Origin of the sequence: Sorangium sp. So ce362 (genome assembly GCF_051519845.1) — a bacterium.
Classification (GTDB): domain Bacteria; phylum Myxococcota_A; class Polyangia; order Polyangiales; family Polyangiaceae; genus Sorangium.
Genome location: NZ_CP150332.1, coordinates 10,430,544 through 10,442,794, shown reverse-complemented (window position 1 = coordinate 10,442,794; position 12,251 = coordinate 10,430,544). Strand labels below are relative to the sequence as shown.

Annotated in this window: 8 protein-coding genes; 4 read left to right on the top strand and 4 right to left on the bottom strand. The window is 71.2% G+C overall.

Annotated elements, in window-relative coordinates:
- Nucleotides 1–5: 5 nt before the first annotated feature.
- Nucleotides 6–284, bottom strand: a complete 279-nt coding sequence (yccX, locus tag WMF17_RS40130; RefSeq protein ID WP_012240542.1) for an acylphosphatase — start codon at nt 282–284, stop codon at nt 6–8.
- Between the two features lie 386 nt (nt 285–670).
- On the opposite strand from yccX, the gene rho reads away from it, so the two are divergent.
- The 4 genes from rho (at nt 671) to WMF17_RS40110 (ending at nt 6,973) form a co-directional block, all read left to right on the top strand.
- Entirely contained in the window at nt 671–1,918 is a 1,248-nt protein-coding gene (gene rho / locus WMF17_RS40125) for a transcription termination factor Rho (protein ID WP_437482338.1), read from the top strand.
- A 201-nt stretch (nt 1,919–2,119) separates the two neighbouring features.
- A complete protein-coding gene (locus WMF17_RS40120; protein WP_437598743.1) occupies nt 2,120–4,159 on the top strand; it encodes a GAF domain-containing protein in 2,040 nt (679 codons plus the stop codon).
- A 49-nt stretch (nt 4,160–4,208) separates the two neighbouring features.
- Nucleotides 4,209–5,303, top strand: a complete 1,095-nt coding sequence (locus WMF17_RS40115; protein ID WP_437598742.1) for a (Fe-S)-binding protein — start codon at nt 4,209–4,211, stop codon at nt 5,301–5,303.
- The gene (locus WMF17_RS40110; protein WP_437598741.1) at nt 5,300–6,973 is read left to right on the top strand and encodes an ATP-binding protein; all 1,674 of its coding nucleotides are present in this window, start codon (nt 5,300–5,302) and stop codon (nt 6,971–6,973) included. The genes WMF17_RS40115 and WMF17_RS40110 overlap by 4 nt, the downstream gene beginning before the upstream one ends.
- A 64-nt stretch (nt 6,974–7,037) precedes the next feature.
- Here the strand turns inward: WMF17_RS40110 and WMF17_RS40105 are convergent, their stop codons facing one another.
- The 3 genes from WMF17_RS40105 to WMF17_RS40095 all read right to left on the bottom strand — a co-directional run bounded on the left by WMF17_RS40105 (nt 7,038) and on the right by WMF17_RS40095 (nt 12,244).
- Nucleotides 7,038–8,579, bottom strand: a complete 1,542-nt coding sequence (locus tag WMF17_RS40105) for a serine/threonine protein kinase (RefSeq protein WP_437598739.1) — start codon at nt 8,577–8,579, stop codon at nt 7,038–7,040.
- Between the two features lie 265 nt (nt 8,580–8,844).
- The gene (acs, locus tag WMF17_RS40100) at nt 8,845–10,812 is read right to left on the bottom strand and encodes an acetate--CoA ligase (RefSeq protein ID WP_437646372.1); all 1,968 of its coding nucleotides are present in this window, start codon (nt 10,810–10,812) and stop codon (nt 8,845–8,847) included.
- Between the two features lie 193 nt (nt 10,813–11,005).
- Nucleotides 11,006–12,244, bottom strand: a complete 1,239-nt coding sequence (locus tag WMF17_RS40095; RefSeq protein WP_437598737.1) for a hypothetical protein — start codon at nt 12,242–12,244, stop codon at nt 11,006–11,008.
- Nucleotides 12,245–12,251: the final 7 nt, after the last annotated feature.

The window sequence follows — 12,251 nt, the reverse complement described above, 5'->3', positions numbered from 1 at the left end:
GCGCCTCAATCCGTGATGCGAAAGTCGAAGAAATCGCCCGAGAAGCCGCGCCACCGGACATCGACACGCTCGACGCGCGCCGCGCTCGGGCCGCGGTTCGCCCACGCGATGAGCTCCTTGAGCTCGTCCTCCTCCCCCTCGGCGAGCACCTCGACGCTGCCATCGGAGCGGTTTTTCACCCAGCCGGTGAGGCCGAGCCGCTTGGCTTCGCGCTGCGTGGAGGCACGAAAAAAGACGCCCTGGACGCGACCGCGGACGAACAGCTGCACCTGTTTGAGCCCCATGGAACCAGCTTGACTTAGCCGCGCACTCCGGGGGAGGCAACCTCGGGCAGCGCCGGGGCGCCACAGGCAGTTCGCCCCCGCCGTTCCGTGCGCGCGGCGTGGTCGACCCCGCGTCCGTGGTTCCCGGCGCGCATTGACAGAGCAAACGCGCTTGATAGAGTCGCCGCCCGATCGGCAAGCGCAGCCCGCCGATCGAGCGACATGAACGTGAGGGGCGCCGGTTACGAGGCGAGCCCTCTTCCCCCTGGCGACCCGCCGACATCGACGACATGCTCGGCCCCGCCTCGGGCTCGACCCGCTAGACCCCTCAAACAGAAACCATCGACCGACGGCCTCCACGGCCCTTGACAGGGCGCGCGCTGTCGCATCCTGGAGCTTTCCGACTCATGCACCTCAGGGAACTGAAGCAGAAACCGATGGCCGAGCTCGTCCAGATGGCGAAGGGGCTCAACATCGAGGGCGCTGCCGGGCTGCGCAAGCAGGAGGTCATCTTCGCGCTCCTGCAGGCCCACGCGGCGCAGGACCAGCCGGTCTACGGCGAGGGCGTGCTCGAATGCCTGCCCGACGGCTTCGGCTTCCTCCGGGCGCCGGACTACAACTACCTGCCGGGCCCGGACGACATCTACGTCTCGCCGTCCCAGATCCGGCGCTTCAACCTCCGCACCGGCGACAGCGTCAGCGGCTCGATCCGGCCGCCCAAGGAGCGCGAGGCGTACTTCGCGCTGCTCAAGGTCGACAAGATCAACGGCGAGCCCCCCGAGGTCGCCCGCGACAAGATCCTGTTCGACAACCTGACGCCGCTCTATCCGCAGCAGAAGTTCAACATCGAGAACGGGACGAAGAGCTTCTCGACGCGCATCATCGACATGCTCTGCCCGATCGGCAAAGGGCAGCGCTGCCTCATCGTCTCGCCGCCCCGCGCCGGCAAGACGGTGCTGCTCCAGCAGATCGCCAACGCGATCTCGGCGAACCACCCGGACACGACCCTGATCGTGCTGCTCATCGACGAGCGCCCGGAAGAGGTGACCGACATGCAGCGCACCGTGAAGGGCGAGGTGATCAGCTCGACCTTCGACGAGCCGGCGACGCGGCACGTGCAGGTGGCCGAGATGGTGATCGAGAAGGCGAAGCGCCTCGTCGAGCACAAGCACGACGTCGTGATCCTGCTCGACTCGATCACCCGCCTGGCGCGCGCCTACAACACGGTCGTCCCGCCGAGCGGCAAGATCCTGTCCGGCGGCGTCGACTCGAACGCGCTGCACAAGCCGAAGCGGTTCTTCGGCGCCGCGCGCAACGTCGAGGAAGGCGGGTCGCTGACCATCGTCGCCACCGCGCTCGTCGACACGGGCTCGCGCATGGACGAGGTCATCTTCGAGGAGTTCAAGGGGACCGGTAACAGCGAGATCCACCTCGATCGCAAGCTGATGGAGAAGCGGATCTTCCCCTGCCTCGACATCAACAAGAGCGCGACCCGCAAGGAAGAGCTGCTGCTGCCGGAGTGGATCCTCCAGCGCGTCTGGCTGCTCCGCCAGCTGCTGCACCCCCTCAACGTCATCGACTCGATGGAATTCCTCCTGGACAAGGTGAGCCGCACCGAAACCAATCAGGAATTCCTCGAGAGCATGAACCAGTAGCGGTTCGTCCTAGGGGCGCTCCCGGCCGTCGTAGGGAGCGCTCTCTGCGGGACGAACGGATCGCGCAGGGGACCGCGCGCGCTTCTGCGGACGAAGTCGTGTTAGCGTCTCCTGGTGACCGCGAAGGCGGAACAACGCACGAAAGCGCTTCAGGCTCGGATACAAGAGCTCGAGGCGCGCCTTGCCCAAAGTGACAAGACCGTGCAGGCGCTCCGGGATGTCGGGCTCGCGCTCGGCAGCACCCTGGATCTCGACCAGCTTCTCGCGCTCATCCTGAACAAGATCACCGAGCTGCTCGACGCGGACCGGGCGACCCTCTACCTGCTCGACGAGCAGCGGCAGCGGCTGTTCTCGCGGATCGTCATCGGCGAGGAGGCGCGCGCGATCGAGCTGCCCGTCGGCGCCGGGATCGCCGGCCACGTCGCCAAGATCGGGCGCACCGTCCGTGTGAAGGACGCTTACCGGGACCGCAGGTTCCAGCGCGAGTGGGACGAGGTGACGGGGTACCGCACCCGCTCGATCCTCGCCGCGCCGATGAAGAACCACGTCGGCCGGACCATCGGGGTCATCCAGGTCCTGAACAAGCACGGGGAAGGGGAGTTCTCGGTCCACGACGAGGAGCTCCTGAGCGCGCTGGCGACGCAGGCGGCCGTCTCGATCGACAACTCGCGGCTGTTCCTCTCGGTGATCCAGAAGAACACGCAGCTCGTGGAGACGAAGGAGCAGCTCGAGCACCGCGTGAGCGACCTCAAGCTGCTCTTCGAGCTCGAGAGCGCGATGGGCCGCGCGACCACGATGGAGGACCTCGCGCGCGCGGTCATCACGGAGGCCGGCAGGGCGTGCGAGGCGCGCGCGGGGGGCATGCTCGTCGACGAGATCGAGGGCGGCCTGGCCCTCTATTTCTTCGACTTCACCGCGTTCGAGGACGGCGGCCCGCCGCCCCGCTCGTCCGCGCCGGACGAGGAGCCGGAGGGCGTCGTGGGCGCGGCTCCCCGGCGGCCGGCGGTGAAGCGCATCGCCATGCGCCGCGGCGAGGGGGTGGTCGGGCACGCCATGGTGCACAACGAGGCCGTGTTCTTCTCGCGCGAAGGCGCGGGCGACGCGCTGGGCGACACGCCGGTCTCGCCCCGGCTCGCCCAGCTGCTCGGGGCGGACCTGCGAACGGCGATCGCCGTGCCGCTCGAGGGCGAGGACGCGGTGCCGATCGGCGCCATGGCGCTCTACAACTCCAGGAAACCCCACGGCTTTTCGAAGGACGAGCGCGCGCTCTTGCGGCTCGTGTCGGCGAACGCGTCGACCGCGCTGCGGCTGTTCCGGTCGCGCCTCGAGCGGGAGCAGAGCGAGCGGCTCACCACGATCGGGCGCCTGCTCTCGGGGGTGATGCACGACGTGCGCACGCCGCTCACGGTGATCAGCGGCTACGTCCAGCTCATGGCCAGCGCCCCCGACGCGGCGACGAGGGAAGATCACGCGCGGCTGATCCTGAAGCAGTTCGACGTGATCAGCGCGATGCAGCGCGAGGTGCTGGAGTTCGCGCGCGGCGAGCGGAGCATCCTGGTGCGCAAGGTCTACCTGACCAAGTTCTTCGGCGACATCGAGAAGCAGCTGGAACACGAGCTCGCCGGGACCGGCGTGAGGCTCTCCCTGGAGCTCGAGGACCGGGGGACGGCGCGGTTCGACGAGGCGAAGATGACGCGGCTCCTGCACAACCTGGTCCGCAACGCGGTCGAGGCGATGCGGCCAGGCGGGGGCACGGTGACCATCCGCGCCTACCGCGACGGGGGCGATCTCGCGATCAGCGTCGCCGACACGGGCAAGGGGATCCCCAAGGAGGTCCAGAGCCGGCTCTTCCAGTCGTTCGTCACATCGGGCAAGCGCGGCGGTACCGGGCTCGGGCTCGCGATCGTGAAGAAGATCGTCGACGAGCACGCGGGGACCATCGCGGTCGCGTCGTCCGACAAGGGCGCGAAGTTCACGATCCGCCTGCCCCAGGAGAGCGCGCCGTTGCGGCCTTCGGCCGCGGCGGGGGGGCAGCCCCAGCTGGCCTCGAGGGACGGCAGCCCGGCGCCCAAGCAGGGCGGCAGCCCGGCGCCCAAGCAGGGCGGCAGCCCGGCGCCCAAGCAGGGCGTGGAGGCCGCGCCGGTCGTCCACGAGGGCATCCCCCGCCGCAGGCCGGCGGGCTCATCACCACCCGTGAACGAGCGAGGTCGACGCTCGTCCAGCAACGGCTCGGGCGCCTGACGCGCCCTCGCCGCTTGCGCGAGGCGCATCCCATGGAGAGACTCGAACGGTGTCCCAGCTCCGCCTGAAGCTCCTCGAGCCGCACCGGACGTCGCTCGAGAAGTGCGTCTACTGCCCCAAGCTCTCCCGCGCCGCCTGCCCCGTGTCGAACGTCGAGGCGAACGAGACGGTCACGCCGTGGGGCAAGATGTCGATGGCGTACTTCGCCGCGCGCGGCGATGTGCCGCTCGACGCGCCCCACGCGGATCCGGCCTGGGCCTGCTCCGCCTGCTACGCGTGCCGCGAGCGCTGCGATCACAAGAACGAGGTGGCCACCGTGCTGACCGACGCGCGCGCGGAGTTCTTCGCGCGCGGCCTCGCGCCGGAGGGGGCCAGGCGCGTCGCGGAGCGCTTCCTGGCCCGCGAGGCCGGCCGGGCCGGCGAGGCCGATGCGCGCTCCCGGGCGGCCGCGGCCGCGCCGGCTGCGGTCCACGTGCTGCTCGGCTGTGGCTACGAGCGGCACGCGCCGGACGTCGCCCGCGATGCGCTCGAAGCCACCGAAGCGCTGACCGGCGCCCCGGTCCGCCCGGTGCGCGCCTGCTGCGGGTTGCCGCTCCTGTACGCCGGCGACCGGCCGGGCTTCGAGGCCGCCGCGCGGCGGCTCGCCGCCGAGATCGCGCCGGGAGAGCGCTTCGTCGCGGTCGACCCCGGGTGCGCGCGCGCCGTGCGCGTCGAATACCCGCGCGCGGGCGTGAGCGTGAAGACCCCGGAGCTGTTCGTCGATCTCGCGCTGGCGTCGCTCGACCGGCTGCAGCGGTCGACGTCGGAGCGGCGGGTGCGCTACCACGACCCCTGCCAGCTCGGGCGCGGCCTCGATCGCTACGACGCGCCCCGGGAGATCCTCGCCCGCATCACGGGGCGGCCGCCCGAGGAGTTCATCCACCGCCGCGAGCACGCCGACTGCAGCGGCGGCGGCGGCCTCGTGCCCGCCACGCGCCCCGCCTCGTCCGCCGCCATCGCCGACGGCAGGATCGCGGAGCACCGCGCGCTCGGCGGCGGGCTGCTCGTGACCCACTGCGCGCAGAGCCTCCGGCGGTTCAGGACCCGGGGCGAGCCGGCGGAAGACCTCGCGACCCTGATCGCGCGGGCCGTCGCGCCGCGATGACCGCGCCGGCGCCCGCCGTGGACGAGGCGCGCGGCGGCGCGGCGGGCCAGGACGGGCCGGCGCCCCGCAAGCGGCGCACCGTCGCGGGGAGGCTCCTCGCGAGCTACCTCGTGGTGCTCGCCGCCTTCGCGTTGACCGTCGGCTGGAGCGTCCAGGCGCTGCGGGCGGCGTCGCGCGACGCCCAGCTGCTGCGCGCCGGGTACGTCCCGCTGCTGCTCCGCATCGGCGAGGTCCTGGCCGAGCAGAACGTCTTCAACGCCCAGCTCAACCACATCACCGCCGCCAAGAACCCCGGCGACGTGCGCGAGTGGATCGAGACCGCCCGGCGGACCCGGCCGCTCGCCTTCTCGATCGTCAAGGACGCCGCCAGGGCGCTCGCCGCCGACGAGAAGGCGGCCGGCGGAGACGCCGGCGTCGGGCAGGCGGGCGCCTCGTCGGGCGTGCGCCGGTTCAGCGACGAGATCGCGGTCGAGGTGACGGCGATCGAGCGGCTCGTGGGCGCCAGCCCGGAGCGGTTCTCGCAGCTGTTCCAGGCGCTCGCCGTCGGCAACCGCGAGCTCGCCGAGCGCACGCGGGACGAGCTGGTCAAGCGCGAGGTCGAGGGCGCGCAGCGGCTGCGGGCCATCAAGAGCCGCGTCGAGGAGCAGATGGAGAGCCTCACCGTCGAGGCGAAGCGGCGGGAGGAGCGCTCGATGCACCTGCTCCTCGGGCTGGGCGTGCTGACGCTGCTCGTCGGCGCGGTGATGTCGCTGTACGCGCGGCGCGTGCTGGCCCCGCTCACCGCGGTCACCGGGCGGGCGAACGCGGTCGCGCGCGGCGACCTCACCCCGAAGCAAGTGCTCGCGACGAACGACGAGATCGGCGAGCTCGCGACGACGTTCGAGGGCATGGTCGCCGCGATCCGTCGCGCGCGCGCCGAGCTCGTGAACGCCGAGCGGCTGGCGGCGATCGGGAAGATGGCGGCGCACGTCACGCACGAGATCAGGAACCCGCTGTCGTCGATCGGGCTGAACCTCGAGTTGCTCGAGGAGGAGGTGGCGCGCGCCTCCGCCGCGGGGACGCCCGACGCGGAGCTCAGGCCCGTGATGAAGGAGTCGGCGCAGCTCGTCGCCGCCATCCGGGCCGAGGTCGACCGCCTGTCGCGCATCGCGGAGCAGTACCTCAGCGTCGCCCGCCGCCCTCGCCCGCGGCTTGTGCCGGAGCGGGTGGACGATCTGGTGCAGGAGCTCGTGGCGTTCGTGCGGCCCGAGCTCGACCGCGCCGGCATCGCGGTCCGCGTCGAGGTGGAGGAGGAGGGGCCCGAGATCCTCCTCGATGAGTCGCAGCTCCGGCAGGCGCTCCTGAACCTGCTCCGCAACGCGCGCGAGGCGATGCCCAAGGGCGGCGAGATCGTGGTGAGCGTCAGCTTCTCGAGCGGCGCCGCGAGCATCGCGGTCGACGACATGGGCCCCGGCGTGCCGGAGGAGCTGCGAGCGTCCATCTTCGACCCCTTCTTCACGACCAAGCAGCGCGGGACGGGGCTCGGGCTCGCGGTGACGCGGGACATCATCGAGGCGCACGGCGGCACGATCTCGTGCGAGCCGCGCGAGGCGGGGGGCACGCGGTTCCGGATCGTCCTGCCCGCCGGCGGCGCGCCGGCCCAGGGCCGCGCCGCGGACGCGCTGCTCTGAGCCGCTCCGGCCGCGGCCGCGCGGCGGCGCCGGACAGGCCCGACGCGGAGCCCCGGCGCGCCGACTATTTCGGCATGTTCATGTACTCGAGGGCCATCCCCATGAGGAGGAAGCCCACGACCGCAAACAGGAGCGCCGCCAGCACGTAGACGATGGTCCGAAACGTCCGCGGCGGCGGGGTCGCGGCCGGCCGCTGCTCGATCGACTCCGGCTCGCCGGGGGCAGGGAGCCCCGAGCCCAGGGTCGGCCGCATGGGCTTGTAGACGAGCGTCGGACCCTGGCTGCTCGACCCGGCCGAGCTGTCCTCGGAGAAATCCGGCAGCGTCCGCGGCGACACGGGGGGAGATACGATCGGGGGCAGGAGCTCTCCGGCCGCGTTGTTCAGCACCATGGTGCCGTTCGGACCGGTCCATTGCATGGACGGAGCCACCGGCTGCCCGACGGCCGCGTAGGACGGGCGCTGGACCTCGCCGTGCGGGAGCGCCGGCTCGCCGACGGGGTGGTGGGTCGCGAGAGCAGGCTCGCTGGGCTGGCGCGCGACGGCCTCGAGCGGCGGCTGTGCCCCTGGGTCGGTGGCCGTGCGGATCAAGATGGAGTCGGCCGGCGGCACCGGGAGCCTGATCGCGCCGGAGGACGGGGGTTTGTAGGTCGAGTGCGGGGGCGGGAGGGGCGTACCGAGCGCATGGCCCGATGCGTTGCTGCTGGGCACCCTGGAGCTGCGGGGGCTGGTGGTCGGCTGGCTGGCGCGCTTCGCCGGCCGCAGCTCCCGCCACGCGGTGAGCCCCTCGATCGCGCTCTGGAACCGGTCCGCGGGCTCCCGCGCCAGCCCCTTGGCGAGGAACGCCTCGAGCCGCGGATCGACCGGTCCGTCCATCGCCTCGGCGAGCCTCCGCGCGTCGGCCTTCTGCTTCATCTCGACCATGATGAGCAGGTTGCGCGCCTGGTACGGCAGCTGACCGCTCATCGATTGGAAGATCATCGTGGCGCAGGCGTAGATGTCCGCGCGGTGGTCGACCGTCTTCGCCTTGCCGATCTGCTCGGGCGGCATGAACGAGAACGTGCCGAGGCTCTGCCCCATCTCGGTGAGGGTCTCTCCTCCCATCTCCCGCGGCAGCTTGGAGATGCCGAAGTCGAGGATCTTGACCCGCGTGGATCCGTCGGGTCGCGCCTCGAGGTACACGTTCGACGGCTTCAGATCGCGGTGGATGATCCCGGCGCGGTGAGCGTCGGCGAGGCCCATCCAGACCTGCTCGATGATCGGGTGCAGCTCCTCGAACCTGATCGGTCCCGTCCGCTTCAGCCGCTCGATCAGCGACTCGCCTTCGAGCAGCTCGAAGACGAGGACGATGCCGTGATCGAGGTCCTCCTCGACGTCGAGGATCTCGGTGACGTGGTCGCTGTTGATGGAGCCCGCGGCGCGCGCCTCGCGCCGGAACCGCTCGGCGGCGGACGACTTGGCCTTGGAGTCGGCGCGCAGGAGCTTGATCGCCACCTGGCGGCCGGTGCGGATGTTCTCCGCGGCGAACACCTCACCCATCCCGCCACGGCCGAGCTGGCGGATGATGCGGTACCGGTTCGCGACGACGGTTCCAGCTTCGAGCTCCAAAAGCGCCTCACCACAGATTATCCTCCGCGCCGATGCGGGGGATCAAATTCTCCGGCGCGAACGAGGTGAGTCGAGCATGGGCGATGGGTCGCCGGCCGTAGGCCGACGTCGCCGTGCCCTGGCCGAGGACGGGGGAAGAGCCGCAGGATCGAGCTCTTCCGTGGGCACCCCGCCCCCTCGCTGGTGAGCCAGCGCTTCCCCCCTCACGCGCGGTGCGTCGCGCCGGTCGCAGGGGCATGACCGTGCCCCTGCGCCGCCGCGGATCTCACTCGTCTTCCTGCTGCCGGAGCTTCGCCATGACGTTCAGGTCCTCGAGCGTCGAGGTGTCGCCGGTCAGCTCCCGGCCGGCGGCGACGTCCTTCAGCAGCCGGCGCATGATCTTGCCGCTGCGGGTCTTCGGCAGCGCGTCCGCGAAGCGGATGGTGTCGGGGCGCGCGAACTTGCCGATCTCCTTGGCGACGTGCTCGGCGAGCTTCGCCTGGAGCTCCGGTCCGGCCGTGGCCCCCGGCCGGAGCGAGACGAACACCACGAGCGCCTGCCCCTTGAGCTCGTCCGGTCGACCGACCGCGGCCGCCTCCGCGACGGCGGGATGAGAGACGAGCGCGCTCTCGATCTCGGCCGTCCCGATGCGGTGGCCGGCCACATTCAGCACGTCGTCGATGCGGCCGACGACCCAGAAATAGCCGTCGTCGTCGCGGCGAGCGCCGTCGCCGGTGAAGTAGCAGCCCTCGACGTCGCTGAAGTACTGCTTGCGGAAGCGCTCATCGTCGCCCCACACCGTGCGCAGGATCGACGGCCACGCCTGCTTCAGGACGAGCAGCCCGCCCTCGCCCGGGGCGACCGGTTTGCCGTCCTTCGTGACGACCTCGGGCACGACGCCGAATATCGGCAGCCCGGTCGACCCCGGCTTCGCGGGCGTCGCGCCGGGCAGCGTGGTCATCATGATCGCCCCGGTCTCCGTCTGCCACCAGGTGTCCACGATGGGGCAGCGGCCGCCGCCGATGGTCCGGTGGTACCAGATCCACGCCTCGGGGTTGATCGGCTCGCCGACCGAGCCGAGGAGCCTGAGGCTCGACAGATCGCTCTTCGCGGGCCACTCGTCGCCCTGCCGCATGAAGGCGCGGATGGCCGTGGGGGCGGTGTAGAGGATGGTCACACCGTGCTTCTCGATGAGCCGCCAGAAGCGGCCCCAGTCGGGGAAGTTCGGCGCGCCCTCGTACATGAGGCACGTCGCGCCGTTCGAGAGCGGGCCGTACACGATGTAGCTGTGGCCCGTCACCCAGCCGACGTCGGCGGTGCACCAGTAGACGTCGTCGTCGCGCAGATCGAAGACGTACTTCGTCGTGACGTGCACGCCGACCAGGTAGCCGGCGGTCGTGTGGAGCACCCCCTTGGGTTTCCCGGTCGATCCGCTCGTGTAGAGGATGAACAGCGGGTGCTCGGCGTCGACGACGGTGGGCTCGCAGGAGGGCGCGGCCTGGGCGAGCAGGTCGTGCCAGAAGACGTCGCGGCCCTCGGTCATCTGCACCTCGCAGCGCTCGCTGCCGAGGTGCTGGTACACGACGACGCGCGTCGCGCTCTTCGCCTGCGGCTGCGCGAGCGCCTTGTCGACGGTCGCCTTCAGCGGCACGACCTGCCCGCGCCGGTACGCGCCGTCCTGCGTGATGACGAGCTTGGCCTGGCAGTCGTGGATGCGGTCGCGGAGCGCGTCCGCGGCGAAGCCGCCGAAGACCACCGTGTGCACCGCGCCGAGGCGCGCGCAGGCGAGCATCGCGACGGCGACCTCGGGGACCATGCCCATGTAGATCGCGACCCGGTCCCCCTTCTCGATGCCCAGCCGCTTGAGCGCGTTCGCGAGCAGCAGCGTCTCGCGGTGGAGCTGGGCGTAGGTGAGCGTGCGCGTGGCGCCGTGCTCGCCCTCCCAGATGATCGCGGCCTTGTTCTTGGTGGCGGTCGTCAGGTGGCGATCGAGGCAGCTCTCGGTGATGTTGAGGGTCGCGCCGAGGAACCACTTGGCGTGCAGCAGCGACCCGTCGCTGATCTCGGTCCACGGTGTGCGGAACACGAGGTCGCCCGTCTCCCGGCGCCAGAACGCGTCCGGCTGCTCGATGCTCTCGCGGTAGAGCGCCTCGTAGGTCTCCTGCGCGCCGACGCGCGCACGGCGCGCGAACTCGGCCGGCGGCTCGAACCGGCGCGTCTCCTTCAGCAACGACGTGATGGCATCCTGCGACATGGTCACCTCTTGAGGGGACGGCGAAGGCCGGTCCCCGACCCATGTTGAAGGAGACGGCGAAGGCCGATCTCCGACCCCCGCTGGAGAGGACGGCGAACCGCCTCCGACTCACCGCGAGGGGGTGCGAGGATACATCCGCCAAGCGACGGAACAAGGATGGAACGGGCAACCGCCCGGGCTCGGGCCGGCCCGATCACCAGAACGCGTAGCCGGCGTGCAGGCTGCCGCCCAGCTGCAGCAGCAAGGCCGAGTAGAGCGGGATGTCGTCGTCGCCGTCCTTGTAGCTGATGCCGCGCGACGACTGGAAGTAGCTGTCCAGCGAGAACCCGAGGAGCACGCCGCCGAGGTCCAGCTCGACGCCGACCTCGGAGAACACGAACGCGTTCACCCCTGCAGCGGGCTGGCACCGGCCCTCGCAGATGTCCCCCGCAGGCGTCTTGATGCTGTCGAAGCTCACGTCGTCGTAGGTGAGACCGCCCCCGATCGAGCCCACGAACCGCCAGGTCTGCCCCGGGGTCATCAGGCGGACGTTCAGCCCGACGCGCGTCGAGCCGAGCGTGTAGCTCGCGTTCTGGTAGCCGGGGTGGTCCGACCCGGTCGCAATGTTCGCGTACTGGAACATCACGTCGAACGCCGCGGGGGTGTTCACGCGGTAACCCACCCGGATCGAGCCGGCGCCGCCGCTGTTCGCCTCCGGCATCGGGAACGCGCGCGGATGGCCGATCGGCCAGAGCAGCGACGCCGCGCCGATCACGTAGTACCCCTGCGGCGCGAACGAGAGGGGCACCGGCCGCGGCGGGGGCGGGGGCGGGGGAGGCGGCGGCGTGAACGGCTGCGGCGTCGCGGTCACGGGGGTCTTTTCCGGTGCCAGCGTCAGCTTCACCTTCTTGTCGCGCTCGCCGCTCACCACGGTAATGCTCTGATCGGCGCTCGCATGGCCCTTGGCCCGCGCGCCGATGCGGTGCACCCCCGGCCCGAGCTCCACGACCCGCGTCCCCGAGGACGAGGGCGGTTGCTCCTCGCCGTCGATGATCAGCGTGGCGTCCGGCGGGCTGAGCTCGATCGTGAGATGGGCGAGCAGCGCGCGCATCTCCTCGATGGCGCTGCGCGCCGTCCGCTCGTCGCCCTCGTCCATCGTGTCGCGGTGCTGCGCGAGCGCGCGCTCGAGCGCCGCGATGGCCCTCGGGTAGTTGAAGATGGCCTTCTCGGCGAGCGCGATGTTGAAGAGCGGGCTGGCCTTCGGCTTCTCCTTGTAGGCCGCCTCGAACTCGGCGATCGCCGCCCGGTAGTTCCGGTCCTGGAACAGCTTGATGCCGTTCTCCATGTGCTGCCGGTACGGCTCGACCTGCGCGAGCGCCGGCGAGAGCTGCGCCGCCAGGCCGAGGATCGCCGCGCAGAGCGCGAGCGGGAGTCGTCCGTGCGATCTGCGCAAGCCCGCC

What these genes read in the sequence shown, in the direction of transcription:
- rho (WP_437482338.1), top strand. Translation starts at nt 671, where the DNA reads ATGCACCTCAGGGAACTGAAGCAGAAACCGATGGCCGAGCTCGTCCAG.
- acs (WP_437646372.1), bottom strand. Translation starts at nt 10,812, where the DNA reads ATGTCGCAGGATGCCATCACGTCGTTGCTGAAGGAGACGCGCCGGTTC.
- yccX (WP_012240542.1), bottom strand. Translation starts at nt 284, where the DNA reads ATGGGGCTCAAACAGGTGCAGCTGTTCGTCCGCGGTCGCGTCCAGGGC.
- WMF17_RS40110 (WP_437598741.1), top strand. Translation starts at nt 5,300, where the DNA reads ATGACCGCGCCGGCGCCCGCCGTGGACGAGGCGCGCGGCGGCGCGGCG.